Source organism: Bradyrhizobium sp. USDA 4506 (assembly GCF_054058795.1).
In genome coordinates, this window is the sequence record NZ_JBSSBM010000002.1 from 7,661,115 (window position 1) to 7,676,156 (window position 15,042).

Here is a 15,042-nt window from a genome sequence, read left to right on the forward strand (position 1 = left end):
AGCAAGCGCAGCTATCACCGTATGCGCGGAGACAGCCCCTCACCCCGACCCTCTCCCCGTAAGGACGGGGCGAGGGAGCGCACTGCTCCTGCGGCTCCATTCAACCCAATCTCATTACGCTTCAGCGTCCCGCCACCGCGCGGCGGGCTGGCGCGTCGGCATAGCGCGCCGCCATCGCGCTCGTCAGCTCGGCCATCTTCTCGCGCAACTCTAGCGGCGCGACCACTTCGGCCTCGGCGCCGAGCCGCAGCAATTCGGTCGCCGCATGCCACACCGTCTTGCCGACCGGCATGGTGGCGAGCCGCCAGCCGTCGGCGTCTGTGCCATCAGTGAGCCGCATCCGCGCCTTCACGTAAGGATGCGCCAGCGCGTCGAACAGTTTCAGCCCGAGCGGCGACAGCCGCACCGTGGCCTCGTTCGGATGCAGCTCGGCCTCCAGCCGCTCGATCGAGGCGCGCCAATAGGCGGCGAGGTCGAACGCCGCCGGCCGCGCGAATGGGGTCTCCAGCGCCGTGCAATCCAGCACGCGCGCGACACGGTAGGTGCGTACATTGCCGTCGACGAGGCCGGCGAGGTACCAGCTGCCGCCCTTCAGCACGAGGCCAAGCGGCGCCACGCGCCGCCGCTTTTCGGCTTTCCAGCTCTGGTAGCGGATCTCGAGCATGGTCTCGCGCAGCACGGCGCCGGCGATGGCGCGCAGATGCTCCGGCTCCTCGGTCTCGCCGAACCAGCCGGGCGCGTCGAGATGGAAGCGCTGCTGCATCCCTCTCGCGTTGGGCCGCAGGTTCTCCGGCAGTGCCGCCATCAGCTTGGTCTGCGCCGCCACCATCGCGGCATCGAGGCCGAGCGCGGCGGCGGGCCCCGGAAGTCCGGCCATGAACAGCGCCTCGGCCTCGCCTTGCGACAGGCCGTTCAACCGCACCCGATAGCCGTCGAGCAGGCGATAGCCGCCCTCGGCGCCACGGTCGGCGTAAACCGGAACGCCGGCGGCCGCGAGCGCGTCGATGTCGCGATAGATCGTGCGCACCGAGACCTCGCAGGCTTCCGCCAGCTCAGGCGCGGTGACCTGGCCCCGCGCCTGCAGGGTGGTGAGGATGGAAAACAGCCGGCTCGCGCGCATGGCCGGATCATACCTGACACAAGATGTCAGGTATAGGCGGGCATAACGGGGCCATGCCCCGACGGCGCAAGGAGACCCGCCATGACCACCGCTGCCCCCACCGACCGCGTCACGCTGTATTATTCGCCGCAGAGCCGCGCCACCGGCACCCGCGTGCTGCTGGAGGAGCTCGGCGCGCCGTATGACCTGCAGGTCCTGAACATGAAGGCGGGCGAGCAGCGCAAGGACGCCTATCTCGCCATCAATCCGCTCGGCAAGGTGCCGGCGATCCGCCACGGCGACGCGCTGATCACCGAGCAGGTCGCGATCTTCATCTATCTCGCCGATCTGTTTCCGCAGGCCGGCCTGACGCCGGCGTTGAACGACCCGCGCCGCGGCCCGTATCTGCGCTGGATCGCCTATTACGGCTCATCGTTTGAGCCGGCCGTGATCGACCATTTCATGAAGCGCGAGCCCGCGCCGATCACGCAGTCGCCCTATGCCGATTACGACACCATGCTGGGCGCGCTGGAATCGCAGCTGGCAAAGGGGCCCTATCTGCTCGGCGAAGAGATCACGGCGGCTGACATCCTCTGGGGCATCGCGCTCAGCTGGACCATGATGTTCGGCATCGTGCCGAAAAGGGACGTGTTTGTTCGCTATACCGAGAGCATCGCCGCGCGCCCGGCTTTCCAGCGGATATCGAAGGCCGATGACGAGATGGCGGCGCAGCATGCAGCAGTCGCCGGAGTGTGATACGGATCGGGCCGATGGCGAAAGTCCTGCACAGCACCAACTGCTTCAACACCCTGATCCACGTCGCGGAGGACTGCCCGGCGCAGCGCGGCGAGGAGCCGCAGCTGCGCGGCGGCCAGCCGACGGTCGCCGTGCTGCAATACCGGATGATCGCGGGCGCGCCCTACAAGTACACCTCTGACGATGTGGTTTTCGCGACGTCGGCGGCCGGCCGTGCGCTCGATGCGAGAGCGGCGAAGAAGGCGCGCAGCCTCGCCCGCGAGACGTTCTTCTCGCGCGGCCAGGCCTGCATGCGCGCCTCGCCGCTCGGCAAGCGTTTCGGCTGGGGTGTCCATGCCGACGCCGAGGGGCGCATCGCGCTCTACGCCGTCGATAGCAAGCGCTACCAGGCACTCGCCGCGGATCCTGACATCGCGCAGGTCCGTGCGATGCGGTCGAAGCGGGCGTGAAGAGGCACTGCTCTCATCCTCCCCTGGAGGGGGAGGATCGGTTCGCATGCAATGCGAACCGAGGTGGGGTGATCTCTCCACTCGGGCACCGTTCGTGCTGAGAGATCACCCCACCCCGTCTCACATTCCGCTGCGCTCCATGTGACCCGACCCTCCCCCTCCAGGGGAGGGTGAAGGGAGTGTGCCGTGCGACCAATCGCTAAAACCGCGGCGCCCGCTTCTCGGCGAAGGCCTTGATGCCTTCCTTGATCTCGTCGCCGCGCATGCTGTCGCGGTGACGGGCGTCGGCGGCGGCCTCGTCGAGCTCGCCGCGGGCGAATTCGTTGATTGCGCGCTTCATGCCGGCCATCGCCTTGGGCGCGTTGCCCGCCAAAATCGTCGCGAGCTTGTCGACTTCCTCGTCGAGCAGGTCGAGCGATACCATCGCGGTGAGGTAGCCGATCCGCAGCATCTCGGGCGCCGATATCTTCTGCGCGGTCAGGAACAGCATCCTGGCGTTATCGACGCCGAGCCGCGTGACATAGCGCTGGATGCCGCTCTTGTAATAGTGCAGCCCGAGCCGCGCCGCCGGCATGAACATCTCGGCGGTATCGACGCCGATGCGGAAGTCGCAGGCGAGCGCGAGGTCGGTCGAGCCGCCATAGACCCCGCCATTGAGCCGGCAGATCGTCGGCACGCTGAGATCCTCGAGGCGGTTGACCACGACCTCGAACGCCGAGCCCGCGCTCTGCTGCTCGCTGGCGCTCACCGCGCGCTCGGCGACGGAGTTGAGGTCGTAGCCGGCGGAGAACGCGCGGCCGGTTCCGGTCAGCACCAGCACGCGGATCGCGGGATCGGCCTCGATCCGGTCGAACAATGTCAGCAGCTCGCCGAGATCCTCGGCCTGCAGGCGGTTGAGGTGCTTCGGCCGGTTGAGGCGGATCGTTGCGCGCGCGCCCGCGATTTCGAGCACGGGTCCGCTGGCGGTGTCGGCCGCGTCAGCCATCTTGGTCTCCATCATTATTGATTCTCACGTTCGCGCCGCTTGGCCTCGGCGTCGATGGTCTCGGCGAGATCGGGATGCCTTGCCATCAACAGGCGGAAATCGACCAGGTCAAGCACCAACAACCTGGTCACCTTGCTGGTCGAGACGCTGGCGCCGCGCTTGGTGTTGCCGAGCAACGCCATCTCGCCGAAGAACTCGCCTTCGCCAAGCTTCACCTTGCGCCCGGGCAGGTCGACCTCGACCTCGCCGGCGGCGACGAAATACATGCAGTCGCCATTGGTGTCCTTGCGGATGATCATGGTGCGCGGCGGCAGGTCCATGGTCCGCAGCATTTGGGTGACGTCGGCGATCGCGGCCGGGCCGAGATGCGCGAAGAACGGCACCTTGCTGACGGTCTCCCAGGTTCTCAAGAAATTGTCGCGGCGGGTTTCGGCGGCAAAACCGGTCGCCAGGATACCGGTCCACAGCCCGAACACGCCGAGGCCCGAGATCATCACCATGGCGGCGACCACGCGGCCGAGCGGGGTGATCGGCACCACGTCGCCGTAGCCGGTCGTGGTCAGCGTCACCACCGCCCACCACAGCGCCGCCGGCACGCTGCCGAAGGTCTGCGGCTGGACGTCCCGCTCCAGGAAATATTCCGCAACGGAGGCCAGGAACACCACCATCAGGAAGATCACGAGCACGCTGAGCAGCGGCCCGGATTCCACCACCAGCACGCGCCGGAGCTGGCGCAGGCCGGGAATGCCCGGCACCACCTTGAGCACCCAGAGCACGCCGAGCAGCCAGGCGGTTTTCGGCTCGACTCCGGACAGCAAGGCCACCGGCACGGCCAGCGCGCCGATCGCGTCGACCACGCCGGCGCTGGACAGCGCGTAGAACCAGAATTTGCCCTGCCGGCCCATGTGGCGCAGCCGCACCAGCCATTCGAATACGAAATAGGCAAGGCAGGCCCACAGCAGCGCATCCACCCAGCGCGGCGCCGCGTCATGGGCCGGCGCGACCGTCAGCAGCGTCATCATGGCGACACCGGCCGCGACGGCGACATAGGCCGCCGTGGTCATGTTGCGGCCGGCGGTGGCGGAAACGAAGCGCGTCAAGGCCGGAAGGACGAGCCGCTTGGACATCGGTACGGAGCTTGCCTGTCGATGAATTGCTGGAATTGAGGCCCTGCGAACGGCAGAGCCGATGTCACAACGTGCCTCTCCCGGTTGAGGCCGTCAACGCGCAGGCCATGGCGGGATGCTCGCGGCGGAAGACCCATCAGTTGGACGAAAGGCCTAACCATGTTGGCCCGATTTTGCGCCCGCGAATGTGAGAAATCGGACAAAACGTCGCTTTTTCCCCGTATATCAGGGATGCTGGTTCGCCGATGCGACCTTGGCCGGAATGAAGCGACTAATAAGGCGATCTTATTCACTTCTTGAGAAATTGGTTGGTTTCCGATGGATACCTCACATCTCGCGGAGCACGCCGGCGCCGCCGGCAGTTTCTTCGCATCGATCTTCGTGGTTGCCACGCTGTCGATGCGGACCATGATCCCGTTGCGCGTCTTCGCCATCCTGACCAACATCATCCTGATCGCGACCGCCGTCCCGACCCACAATTACGCGACGCTGATCCTGCATGCCGTGCTGCTGCCGGTGAACACCTATCGGCTGCACCAGATGCTGCAACTGGTCCGCAACGTGAAGAAATCGGTCAACAGCGATCTGTCGATGGAATGGCTGAAGCCGTTCACGACGGAACGCAAATGCACCGCGGGCGAAGTCCTGTTCTACAAGGACGAGAAGGCCGACAGCATGTTCTACATTGTCAGTGGCCGCTTCCGCCTGGTCGAATCCGGCATCGAGCTGCCGGTCGGCGCCCTCGTCGGCGAGTTCGGCATGCTGTCGCCGTCGAACACGCGAACCCAGACGCTGGAGTGCGTCGAGACCGGCATGGTGCTGTCGGTGACCTATGACCAGGTCGAGCAGCTCTACGTCCAGAACCCGGCGTTCGGCTTCTACTTCCTGCGCCTCGCCAGCGCCCGCCTGTTCCAGAATATCTCGACGCTCGAGCAGCAGCTCGCGCAGCACGCCACCCCACAGGTCGCGGAGCCCAAACCTGCATGAGCCCCGTGACGAGTTCTGGAGGCGCCGCAGTGGCGGATGACGACGGTCTCCTGGCTTCGCTCCGTTACCTCTTTGCCGATATCATCGGCGATGAGGACGAGGGGCCGCCGGTGCTGCCCGACGCCTGCCCGGACCATCTCGGGCCGGCCGTCACCAAGGCCATCGATCTGTTGATCGCCTATCAGAGCACGAGCTACGCCCAGCTCTATATCGACCGGCTCAAGCGCTTCGTCGGCCGCCGCGGCGTCGACGACGCCCTGCTTGCCGAGATCGGCCGCCTGATGGCGGAGCGCATGGCCTATGAGGACGCGATCCGCATCGCGCAGCTCAAGCTTGGCGAAGTCAACGCGGCGGGCGCCCTTGCGGCGCGCTCGGCCGACGACGTCAAGAAGTTTCGCCTTGACGAGTTGATCGACGCCCTGCCGGCGGTGGTCGCCGATCCGGTGCTCGGCGTGCTGGATCAGTTCGGCTGGCGGCGTCGCCGGGTCTCGATCCGCTTCAGCGCCAACAACCGTTTCAGCGTTCGCCGGCTCAGGATCGAGGCGGGCCTGAAGCGCTGGCGGCTGTTCTCGGGACGCTATGCCAGGGAGCGCGTCTGGGTCGAGCGCTGGCTGCACATGATCGACCGCAGCCTGACCAAGCAGCCGGGCGCCGCCCCGGCGGTCGTGCAGACCGCGACCATGATCCAGGGTTACGGCGATCCCTACCGCCAGGGCATCGCGGACTGGCACGTGATCATCGACGGGCTCGCCAAGCCGACCTTCGACGGCGTGCTCGTGCTCCCCGACCTTGCCGGCGCCATTGCGGAAGCGCGCGCAGCCACCATGCCCGATCCGCGGCAGGCAGCGCTGAAGCGCAAGATCGCGGAGATCCGCGCCCGGGCGCCGGGAGTTGAGTCGCATTGAACGAGATGTCAGTGCTGGACCCGTCATCCTGAGGTGCGAGCCTTGCGGCGCACTTGCGCCGCTGGGCGAGCCTCGAAGGATGCACGGCCACAGGCGGGCCGTCGATCCTTCGAGACGCGCGTTCCGCGCTCCTCAGGATGACGGTGACGGGCTCGAGTGCGTTGCATTCCCGCTCTCTACCGCTTGATGTGCGGCGGCTCGTCGTAGCCGCGGCGGCTGGAATAGAACAACAGGCCCATCAGGCCGATGCAGACCGCGGCCAGAAGCGCAATGCCGATCGTGAACACCACGATGCCGTAGGTCGGCACCGGAGCGTCCACAGTCAGACCTTCATAGGCGTAGGCGCCGACGGCGGCCAAAAAGGCCAGCAGGCCGATGCTGATTGCAATGCGCATGCGTAGCTGCCTCTGCTGAGGGCCGAGGGCAACAGGGCACTTGCGCCGGTTTTCACGCCGCGGCGGTAGCCTTGGCCAGCGCCTGCCGTCCGGCTTCGGTCAGCTCGGAAAGCGTCGTCCTGCCGCTCTTGGCGCATTTGATGATGTATCTGGCAACGCGGCGGCGGGTGTCATGTTCCTCGCCGTGAGCTGCGTCTGCGCAAACGCGATCAAGCGCAGCGTTCATGGCGAAGAGCGTGCGTGAGTCAAACCGTTCCTCGATCATCGCAGCTCTCCTTTGCGACTCGCGGCTACTTGCGGAACGTCAGCCATTCGCTGACTTCCATCACAGTCTCGGTCTGTCTGGCCTTCTTCATCAGCATTTCGCGTTCCCGTCCCGGCGGCAGCTTGCGTGCCGCAATGCGCGAATCTTCGGCGAATTTCTGCAAGCGGTTTTCGAACGATCCGGGAGGCCGCGATCTTTTGCGCTTCTTCTTGATCATGCCGTCTCCGAGCTGGAACCAGCAATACTAGGCTTGTTCCCGGGATGCCGTCGTTAACCCATGACATCGGTCGAATTGAAAAAAACGCGCGCCCGAAATCGCGACCCAAAATCGAGACCTGAGATCGCGACCTGGGATCGCGAAGATCGCAGGAACGATCTTCGGTGCTCTGCGTAACACCCGTGCGTTCGCTGCTTTGCTCCCCGAAAGGCGGTGGACCACTCCGGTGACGGGCCTCGGCGAATTTGATCGCCGGGGCCCGCATGTCTTCAACCAAGGCAGCCAAGGCAACAAGAAGGACATAAGCAGTGGCACATTCCAATTAGGGCATCGTGAAAGACAACAAGGGGCAGGAGCAGCCGGCCGACAAGCAGCGCGCGCAGACCGCGCATAAGACCGACCCGCGAAAGTCGAATGCGCGCGAAGCGACGCGTGATCCGAAATTGAACGATGCCGACAAGACGCCGGGATCCGGCATGACATCGGACGACCGCGGCGATCCTCCAACGGGCTGAACGGCGTTCCGCTCTGCAGCAATCGCGGCAATGCGGCAGGAACGATGACCCGGGCCGACCGTTGGCGTCGAGGGATCAATGGAGAACTGACATGGCGATGGACGAGAAGGAGGTCGGAAACCTGATCGGCAGCGACAAGGTCGAGGGCACCGCGGTCTATGGCTCCGACGAGCGCAAGATCGGCTCGATCGAACGGGTGATGATCGACAAGAAGAGCGGGCGGGTGTCTTACGCCGTGCTCGGCTTCGGCGGCATTCTCGGTCTCGGCAACGACCATTATCCGCTGCCCTGGCAGTCGCTCAAATACGACACGAGGCTGGGCGGCTATGTCACCGGCGTCACCGAGAGCCAGCTGCGCGGCGCGCCGAAATACGGCAGCGAGCGCGAGTGGAATTGGTCCGATATCGGCACCACGCGCGCGGTGAACGACTACTACGGCGTGCCGTTCGTCTGAACGTCCCTTAGACGTCCCCCCGAGCCGGGGGACCCGTATTTCACCGGTGGTACCCACCGGGAGCCGAGGTGTGCGTGATGCTCGGGATGTAACCGTCGCATCCTTGGGACGTCTGTACACTAGTGAACATACGTCAATAGCTGTGCAAGGTAACATACGTAATTGAAGTCGGTCCTGCAGTTGCCCGATTAAACATGCGGGAGACCAATCGTTGGCGTCGCTAATCCGGAAATTGGAGCAGTTTGCACGGCTTTCGCCGGTAGACCAGGTCCTTCTCAATCGCGCGTCTACCGAGCGCGTCCGCCATTTTGGTCCGCGGGTCGACATCGTCCGCGAGGGCGAGAAGCCGAAGGACGTCCATCTGATCCTGTCCGGCTGGGCCTATCGCTACAAGCAGCTCGAGGACGGCCGGCGTCAGATCGTGGCCTTCTTTCTGCCCGGCGACATTTGCGACGTGAACGTCTTCATCCTGCGCGAGATGGATCATTCGATCGGTACCGTCACGGCAGTGTCGATCGCCGACCTCTCCCGCGAATTCTTCGACAAAGTCGCGGCCGGACATCCGCGCATCGTGACCGCGTTCTGGTGGGAAACCCTGGTCAACGCGGCGATCCAGCGCGAATGGACCATGAGCCTCGGCCAGCGAACGGCGCTGGAGCGGATGGCCCATCTGCTGTGCGAGATCTGGCTCCGGCTGCGTGCTGCAGGCCTGACCCAGGGCGACAGCTGTGATTTCCCGCTGACCCAGGGCGATCTCGCCGATGCCACCGGGCTCTCCAAGGTTCACGTCAACCGAACGCTGCAGGAATTGCGCGCCGGCGGCCTGATCGTACTCAAGGGAAAGACCCTGGTCGTCCCCAATCTCGAGCGGCTGATGCACGCCGGCCTGTTCAACCCGAACTACCTGCATATGGATCACGAGGGACGGCAGCTCGACGCCGCTGCGACGCCGACGGACGCGGCGGTCGGGTAGTAAGCGCTGCGCTCCGGTGCATGTCGAGAGCGTGCGGATGTATGGTTCACCGGCCGTTTAACATAGGCGGTGTCGTCCTGGCGAAAGCCGGGACGACAGTGGTGCATGTGGCGCGATCGCAGGGACGACAGTTGTATCTGTGGCGTGACCAGCGGCTTGGTTTCACCCGTTCGCCGCCTTCACCACCACGAGGTTCTCGTCCGGCGTCGCCGGGTGGCGCTTGAGGTGATCGCGGCGCAGTGCGATCTCGTCGCGGACCAATTCGTAGCCGAGCTTGAACGTGTCCATTCCGTCGCCGGAAACGGTGCCGTCGCGCAGGCCGGTCACCGCGCCGCGCAGGATCGCCTCGAGCTCGTCCTGCAATTCGTCGAGATGCTCGGCGCAAGTGGCGTGCTCGACGCGCTCGCCGATGTCGAGGATCCTGCCCGCCAGCTCGCTGGCCTTCTCCGGTGCGACGCGGGTGATCTTGGTGTAGATCGCGGCGAAGATCGAGCCGATGATGCTGAGCGCGGCGGCAGCGAGATACATCACGTCGCTGTAGCGATCCATGAACGACTTGGTATCGTCGTTGATGTACTCGGCGGCGCCCTGATGGGCGACGATGAATGCGTCCTTGTCGGTCGCCGCCGGCTCGATCTTGGAGGCGAAGCCGTCGTCGAGCACAAGCTCCGACTTGTTCTCGTAGATGATGCGCGCGAGCTCGGCGGCTGTCGTCGTGGACATCGAGGATTGCGCGACCAGCAGCCATTCCAGCCCGATGGTGTCGACCTCGTCATCGGGGATCGCCGGCGAGGACGACAGCATGCCGGTCGAGACCGTCTCCTCCGAAATCGCCGGGTATTTGCGCGCCAGCGCCTTGGCCGCGTCGATCGCATTCAGCGTGAAGCCGCCGGCGCGCTTGGCATATTGCTCGTAGGTCTTGTCCTTCACGATCTTCGAGGCGTGCTCGATCGCGATCACGGCGGCAAAGCCGGAGGCGAACAGCTTGTCGAAAGGCGTGTTCGGCGGCGCCTGCTGTACCCGCTGCGCCGCGTCGGGGCTGTCGGCAATCTCGAGCGCGCTGCGGACGAAATTGACGCTGTTCTCGCCGTCGCCGACGACCGCGATCCGCTTCTTCTTGAGCTCGCTCAGCGATTTGATCTTCTTGCCGCCGGGGCTGAGCACCAGCACCACGTCATGCTCGAGGATCGCGATGGCGCGGGCACGCGGCGGCACCCTTGCGTCGGTGCGCAGGATGGCAAGCGAGGCGTCGCGGCGATCGAATTGCGCCAGCGCCTTGGCGTTGTCGGGGTTCGGCGCGATCTTCAGCCGCAGCCGCGACGAATTGTTCTTCAGCACGATTGCGAGCTTGGCGGCGAATTTCGCCTCCGGGCCCTTGGCATCGCCGACCGCGAACACCAGCGTTTCGGAATTGCGCAGCCAGAGCCGGCCGCCGATCACGGTGACCGCGCTCAGGAGCAGCGTCAGCAGGGTGAAGACGATGATCTGCGCGCGGTTGGTCTTGACGACCGGTTTGGCGACCGGTGGGCGTGGCGGCATCGGCGCAGGCGAGGGGGCTTCGGCACTCATGGCTGATTACCTGGCTCATCACCCGTCCGGGACGGCCCGTTGCCGCGACCCGATCGGCGCGGCGCTGCCCGGTGAATCCGTAAATGGCTATAAAAGAAAGAAAATTTCCTATGTTGCCGACGATATACCTCCCCGGGGGGAATGCAAACCGGCCGCCGGCCGTAACCTTAATCTCGTCTGGCCTGCGCCGCGATGCCACATGACCATTGCCACTATCGACGGTCGGACCGAGATGTGATTTTCGAGGAGGCGCAGGTGCATTCCGGCGCCGGAGATGTCATAAATGAGACACGCTTCGGTTTGCGGAATTGTGCTGACGGCCTGACCCGGATTTCTTGCAATCACATTCATCGAAGTAAAAGGGCGTCAGCTTGTTGTTTCCCTCCATGTCATCGTCGGTGTCGGTTGGTGCCCTGGTGGGATGGATGTTGCTTCTCACCGCAAAGCACATCATCGCCGACTTCATGCTGCAGAACGCCTGGATGGCGATCGGCAAGGACCAGAAGACCGGCTGGGCGCTGCCGCTGCTGGCGCACTGCCTGGTCCATCTCGCGGTCGCCCTGGCGCTGATCCTGGTGGTGGCGCCGCGGTTCTGGTACGTCGCCTTCATTGACTTCGTGATCCACATCATCGTCGATCGGGCCAAGGGCATCTGCGCCTCGCATTTCGGCGTGACGCTGGAATCCGGGCACCCCTGGTTCTGGACCCTGATCGGGGTCGACCAGGCGCTGCACCACCTCACCGGCTTCGCGCTGTCGATCTACATGGCCGCGAACTGAGCGGCTCGCGCGCACCTTTCCTCCCGTCCTGAACCACGAATCCAGCTGCCCGCGACGCGGGCGGATGTGATTCGCGCGCAACGGGCAAGACCCTCCGGAAGCGACCGGAGGCCGTGGTTAACCTTTCGTTAGAGGATTACGCGGCATCTTCCCGATCGAGGGGGATTTGCAAATGTTTTCAAGCCGCGACGCCTTCGAGAACGATGCCTGCCCGGTGGCCGACGACCTGCTCGGCCAGATGTATCGCGCCAATCCGAACGGGCTCTCGTTGCTGGTTGCCAATGTCGCGCCCGACGTCAGGGCGAGGCTCGCGCTGTTCTGCTATCGCCGCAGCCATCTGCACGCGCTCGCGGTCGCGATCGCGTCGAGCTGCAGCGAGTGGGAGCTGGCGAATTCGGGTGGCCGTGTCGGCTCGACGCTCTACGCGCTGTCGCGTGAGCCGGCCCGCGCCGCGACCGTTTCGCATGGCGGCCGCAAGCCGATCACGCTGTCGACCAAGCCGCTGACGACCTTCGCGCCGATCGTCGATGACGAGCTCGACGACGAGGACGTCAGCGACAGGGTCACGGCGTAACGTCTGTTAGATCGGCTGCGCGCTCGCGATGAGCGGCAGCCCGTGCCGGCGCCGCGCCATCGCGCATTCCGCGTCGCCCGGCTGGCAGGTCCGGCATACTTCCGGCCGCACCGCATAGACTTCGCAGCGCGTTGCTTCTCCGACCCGGCCCGCTAGCGCCGAGCAGCGGTCGCCCTCGCAGCGCATGCCTGATTGTCGCGCGTTGACGAATTGCGGTGGGATCAGATCGAGCTGCGCGTCGTCCTCGATGGTGAAGCGCGGCCAGTTCTCCGAATAGCTGCAGCAGGCGCCGCAGGACGGGCAGGGGCTTGCGTCGGCTGCGTCGGTCGCGTTGTCGGCCATCAGGTGTCCCTCGGCGCTTCCCAGACCAGGCTGCGCCGCCAGCGCGCCCTGAGCAGGTCGCGCCGCTCCGGATATTTCTCGTCGTGATAGACCGCCGTGACCACGCGGTCGGTGCGGAAGCTGCGGAAATCCTTGCGCAGCTCGCACCAGGCGGCGAGCAGCCGCACCGCCTCGTGATAGCCGACCGCGATCGGCCAGATCGTGCGCTCAGAGTCGCGGCCATGCTCGTCGCGATAGTTCAGCGTGATCTTCTTGCCCTCATGGATCTGGCTGCGGGTCCTGACCATGTCGATGCGGTCGGGCTCCCGGTTCCAGGCCGAGCGGGCCCGGCTTGCCGGCTCCAGCACGAACGGCCGCAGTCGGTCGGGCACGGTCTCGGCGATCTTGGCCATCAGGTCCTCGGCCGCGCGCGCCAGCGCCGGATCGGCGTGGCCGACCACCCATTGTGCGCCGAGCACGCAGGCCTCGATCTCGTCGGGTGTCAGCATCAAGGGCGGCAGGTCGAATCCCTTCTCCAGGATGTAGCCCATGCCGGCCTCGCCGCGGATCGGCACCCGCTGTTCGATCAGGCTGGCGATGTCGCGATAGATCGTCCGCTTCGATGTCTCGAGCTCGGCGGCGATTGCATCGGCGGTCAAAGGCTTACGGGTGCGGCGGAGCACCTGGATGATCTGAAACAGCCGGTCGGCGCGTCTCATGGCAACTCTCTCGATCGCTCTCTTGGCACGTGTCTTGTCGAGTGTCTCGGTAGCGGTTTTGGCAGCCGTCTTGACGAGTGTCTTGACGGGTCTCGTCGTCTCTCGGTGCGCAGGCTTTTCTGGGTCCCGTCCGGCTACTGCTGACAGCATGTTGGCAGCAGGTGGGGGCTATATCAGGACAACACCTCAAGTGAAGGGAATTTGTCCATGACGAATCTTGACGAACTCGGTTTCCGGCAGGCGCAAGGCTTTGCGCTGGAACAGCTGGTCACGGTCTACTCCACCTCCGGCGACCTGCGCTGGGCCCTGGTCGCGCTGATCGCACAGTCGATCAGCACGGTCTGGTCCTACGGGCGGGCACGGCTGGTCAAGCGCGTTCGCGGGGCGGTTCGCCGCCTCGCACCCGTCGGCCCGTTCGACAGTGAATGCCACTACTGCTGACACCATGCTGGCAGCAGGGGACGGCTAGCTTCAATTCACGACCACAGGCGATCGGGAGCTTTATATGATTACGCTTTTTGGCTTTGGCACGGGCTTCGGCTTGCCGGAAATTAGCCCCTTCGTGACCAAAACCGAGGTCCAGCTCAAGATGGCCGGGCTCGACTATCGCAAGGAGAAGGCGATGCCGCCGGCGTCTCCCAAGGGCCAGCTGCCGTTCATCGCCGACGACGGCGAGACGATCGCCGATTCGACCTTCATCCGCGCCCATATCGAGGGCAAATACGGCTTCGATTTCGACGCGCCGCTCAGCCTGCAGGCGCGCGCCCAGGCCTGGGCCTTCGAGCGCATGATCGAGCATCACGTCTACTGGGCGCTGGTCGGCGCGCGATGGGTCGACGACACCAATTTCGCCAAGGGGCCCGCGCATTTCTTCGACGGCGCGCCCGACCATATGCGCGACAAGATGCGCGAGGACGCCCAGTTCCGCGTTGCCGAGAATTATCTGCTGAGCGGACTTGGCCGCCACGGACCGGACGAAGACGTCGATCTCGCGATCCGTTCGCTGTTCGCGCTGTCGGTGCAGCTCGGCGACAAGCCGTATCTGATGGGCGATGCGCCGTGCGGCACCGATGCCACCGCGTTCGGCGCGCTGGCGGGAATCCTCACCCCGTTCTTCGATTCGCCGCTGCGCGAGCGCACCGAGAAGTTTGACAATCTCACCGCCTATGTCGGCCGGATGATGCGGCAATACTATCCGGAATTCGCCTGGGCGCCGCTGCAGCGGCAGGCGGCCTAAGCCGGCCCCGCAGGAGCGGGCTGGCCCTTCAATGCGGCCAGCTCCGCCTCGAGCTCGGCGATGCGCTGGTCGCGCGAGGCCAGCGCTGCCGCGACATCGGCCGCGTCGAACTTTTGCGGAATGTGCTGCGGGCAGTTGGTGTCCCACGCCGTGACCTTGAACAGGATCACCTGCTCGGGCCGCGCCCGGTAGCCCTGCGGCATCAGCGTGCGGGTCAGCGCCGGATCGTCCTCCACCACCTTCGCCTCGCCCCACAGCTTGACGCGGCGGCGGTGCGCGTAATCCATCACGAAGATATAGGCCTTGGCATTCTCCGAGAGATTGCCCTGGGTGATGAACTGGCGATTGCCGCTGTAGTCGGCGAACGCGATGGTGTGCTTGTCGAGCACCTTGATAAAACCCTTCGGTCCGCCGCGATGCTGGATGTAGGGCCGGCCGTCGGCCGAGGCGGTCGCGAGATAGAAGCTGTTCACCTCGCCGAGGAAGCCGGCGAGGTTCTCGTCGATCTCGCTGCGCCAGCCGCCATGTGCCTCGACTTCGGCGTAGGTGGCGCGTGAGCCCTTGCGGGTCTGGATCGCCTTCACCGCCGGACTGAATGCGACGTCGCTCGCATAGCTGTGACCATCTGACATCGGAGCCTCCCGTGACGGGCGCCTGAGTGGTTGTCCTCGCCGCTTAAGATGGACATTCCCAGATTGTAAGCAATCTTGTGCATT

At 65.2% G+C, this 15,042-nt stretch carries 22 protein-coding genes; 12 read left to right on the forward strand and 10 right to left on the reverse strand.

What is annotated here, in order from left to right:
* Positions 1–121 precede the first annotated feature (121 nt).
* A complete protein-coding gene (locus ACVIHF_RS38090; protein ID WP_456777948.1) occupies positions 122–1,120 on the reverse strand; it encodes a helix-turn-helix transcriptional regulator in 999 nt (332 codons plus the stop codon).
* Positions 1,121–1,201: 81 nt separating this feature from the next.
* On the opposite strand from ACVIHF_RS38090, the gene ACVIHF_RS38095 reads away from it, so the two are divergent.
* Positions 1,202–1,855: a glutathione S-transferase family protein gene (locus tag ACVIHF_RS38095; protein ID WP_253604921.1), complete on the forward strand. Its 654-nt coding sequence runs from the start codon at positions 1,202–1,204 to the stop codon at positions 1,853–1,855.
* A 14-nt stretch (positions 1,856–1,869) separates the two neighbouring features.
* Positions 1,870–2,304: a DUF6157 family protein gene (locus ACVIHF_RS38100; RefSeq protein ID WP_225160887.1), complete on the forward strand. Its 435-nt coding sequence runs from the start codon at positions 1,870–1,872 to the stop codon at positions 2,302–2,304.
* A gap of 199 nt (positions 2,305–2,503) precedes the next feature.
* On the opposite strand, the gene ACVIHF_RS38105 is transcribed toward ACVIHF_RS38100, so the two are convergent.
* A complete protein-coding gene (locus ACVIHF_RS38105) occupies positions 2,504–3,289 on the reverse strand; it encodes an enoyl-CoA hydratase/isomerase family protein (RefSeq protein ID WP_253604917.1) in 786 nt (261 codons plus the stop codon).
* 14 nt (positions 3,290–3,303) lie between these two features.
* The gene (locus ACVIHF_RS38110; RefSeq protein ID WP_057016272.1) at positions 3,304–4,416 is read right to left on the reverse strand and encodes a cyclic nucleotide-gated ion channel; all 1,113 of its coding nucleotides are present in this window, start codon (positions 4,414–4,416) and stop codon (positions 3,304–3,306) included.
* 318 nt (positions 4,417–4,734) lie between these two features.
* Between ACVIHF_RS38110 and ACVIHF_RS38115 the strand changes: the two genes are divergently transcribed.
* Together ACVIHF_RS38115 and ACVIHF_RS38120 are read left to right on the forward strand one after the other, a co-directional pair.
* Entirely contained in the window at positions 4,735–5,403 is a 669-nt protein-coding gene (locus ACVIHF_RS38115) for a Crp/Fnr family transcriptional regulator (RefSeq protein ID WP_016847460.1), read from the forward strand.
* A gap of 29 nt (positions 5,404–5,432) precedes the next feature.
* Complete coding sequence (locus ACVIHF_RS38120) at positions 5,433–6,308, forward strand: DUF6537 domain-containing protein (protein ID WP_456793531.1); 876 nt, start codon at positions 5,433–5,435, stop codon at positions 6,306–6,308.
* 176 nt (positions 6,309–6,484) lie between these two features.
* Here the strand turns inward: ACVIHF_RS38120 and ACVIHF_RS38125 are convergent, their stop codons facing one another.
* The 3 genes from ACVIHF_RS38125 to ACVIHF_RS38135 are packed head-to-tail and all read right to left on the reverse strand — an operon-like array spanning position 6,485 to position 7,131.
* On the reverse strand, positions 6,485–6,703 hold the full coding sequence (locus tag ACVIHF_RS38125; protein WP_016847462.1) for a hypothetical protein: 219 nt from the start codon (positions 6,701–6,703) through the stop codon (positions 6,485–6,487).
* A 52-nt stretch (positions 6,704–6,755) separates the two neighbouring features.
* A complete protein-coding gene (locus ACVIHF_RS38130; RefSeq protein WP_225160892.1) occupies positions 6,756–6,968 on the reverse strand; it encodes a hypothetical protein in 213 nt (70 codons plus the stop codon).
* Between the two features lie 25 nt (positions 6,969–6,993).
* On the reverse strand, positions 6,994–7,131 hold the full coding sequence (locus tag ACVIHF_RS38135; RefSeq protein ID WP_253604911.1) for a hypothetical protein: 138 nt from the start codon (positions 7,129–7,131) through the stop codon (positions 6,994–6,996).
* 383 nt (positions 7,132–7,514) lie between these two features.
* Between ACVIHF_RS38135 and ACVIHF_RS38140 the strand changes: the two genes are divergently transcribed.
* From ACVIHF_RS38140 to ACVIHF_RS38150, 3 genes are all read left to right on the forward strand, one after another.
* Complete coding sequence (locus ACVIHF_RS38140; RefSeq protein WP_310880870.1) at positions 7,515–7,700, forward strand: hypothetical protein; 186 nt, start codon at positions 7,515–7,517, stop codon at positions 7,698–7,700.
* 91 nt (positions 7,701–7,791) lie between these two features.
* Positions 7,792–8,154, forward strand: coding sequence for a PRC-barrel domain-containing protein (locus tag ACVIHF_RS38145; RefSeq protein ID WP_016847466.1), 363 nt, complete (start codon positions 7,792–7,794; stop codon positions 8,152–8,154).
* Positions 8,155–8,365: 211 nt separating this feature from the next.
* Positions 8,366–9,127: a Crp/Fnr family transcriptional regulator gene (locus ACVIHF_RS38150; protein ID WP_092085323.1), complete on the forward strand. Its 762-nt coding sequence runs from the start codon at positions 8,366–8,368 to the stop codon at positions 9,125–9,127.
* A 162-nt stretch (positions 9,128–9,289) separates the two neighbouring features.
* On the opposite strand, the gene ACVIHF_RS38155 is transcribed toward ACVIHF_RS38150, so the two are convergent.
* The gene (locus tag ACVIHF_RS38155) at positions 9,290–10,696 is read right to left on the reverse strand and encodes a TAXI family TRAP transporter solute-binding subunit (protein ID WP_310880842.1); all 1,407 of its coding nucleotides are present in this window, start codon (positions 10,694–10,696) and stop codon (positions 9,290–9,292) included.
* On the opposite strand from ACVIHF_RS38155, the gene ACVIHF_RS38160 reads away from it, so the two are divergent.
* From ACVIHF_RS38160 to ACVIHF_RS38170, 3 genes are all read left to right on the forward strand, one after another.
* Positions 10,695–10,934 carry a hypothetical protein gene (locus ACVIHF_RS38160; protein ID WP_456793532.1) on the forward strand — a complete coding sequence of 80 codons (240 nt, stop codon included), beginning with the start codon at positions 10,695–10,697 and terminating at the stop codon, positions 10,932–10,934. The two genes, ACVIHF_RS38155 and ACVIHF_RS38160, sit on opposite strands and share 2 nt — an antisense overlap.
* A gap of 187 nt (positions 10,935–11,121) precedes the next feature.
* On the forward strand, positions 11,122–11,475 hold the full coding sequence (locus tag ACVIHF_RS38165; RefSeq protein WP_016847469.1) for a DUF3307 domain-containing protein: 354 nt from the start codon (positions 11,122–11,124) through the stop codon (positions 11,473–11,475).
* 172 nt (positions 11,476–11,647) lie between these two features.
* Positions 11,648–12,049, forward strand: a complete 402-nt coding sequence (locus ACVIHF_RS38170) for a hypothetical protein (protein WP_016847470.1) — start codon at positions 11,648–11,650, stop codon at positions 12,047–12,049.
* Between the two features lie 6 nt (positions 12,050–12,055).
* Here the strand turns inward: ACVIHF_RS38170 and ACVIHF_RS38175 are convergent, their stop codons facing one another.
* Entirely contained in the window at positions 12,056–12,391 is a 336-nt protein-coding gene (locus tag ACVIHF_RS38175) for a YkgJ family cysteine cluster protein (RefSeq protein ID WP_456793533.1), read from the reverse strand.
* Positions 12,391–13,089: a helix-turn-helix transcriptional regulator gene (locus ACVIHF_RS38180; RefSeq protein WP_028336549.1), complete on the reverse strand. Its 699-nt coding sequence runs from the start codon at positions 13,087–13,089 to the stop codon at positions 12,391–12,393. Before ACVIHF_RS38180 ends, ACVIHF_RS38175 begins: the two co-directional genes overlap by 1 nt.
* 207 nt (positions 13,090–13,296) lie before the next feature.
* Between ACVIHF_RS38180 and ACVIHF_RS38185 the strand changes: the two genes are divergently transcribed.
* Positions 13,297–13,530: a hypothetical protein gene (locus ACVIHF_RS38185; protein WP_225160897.1), complete on the forward strand. Its 234-nt coding sequence runs from the start codon at positions 13,297–13,299 to the stop codon at positions 13,528–13,530.
* A gap of 64 nt (positions 13,531–13,594) precedes the next feature.
* On the forward strand, positions 13,595–14,326 hold the full coding sequence (locus ACVIHF_RS38190) for a glutathione S-transferase family protein (protein ID WP_456777940.1): 732 nt from the start codon (positions 13,595–13,597) through the stop codon (positions 14,324–14,326).
* On the opposite strand, the gene ACVIHF_RS38195 is transcribed toward ACVIHF_RS38190, so the two are convergent.
* On the reverse strand, positions 14,323–14,958 hold the full coding sequence (locus tag ACVIHF_RS38195) for a pyridoxamine 5'-phosphate oxidase family protein (RefSeq protein ID WP_456793534.1): 636 nt from the start codon (positions 14,956–14,958) through the stop codon (positions 14,323–14,325). The two genes, ACVIHF_RS38190 and ACVIHF_RS38195, sit on opposite strands and share 4 nt — an antisense overlap.
* Positions 14,959–15,042 lie beyond the last annotated feature (84 nt).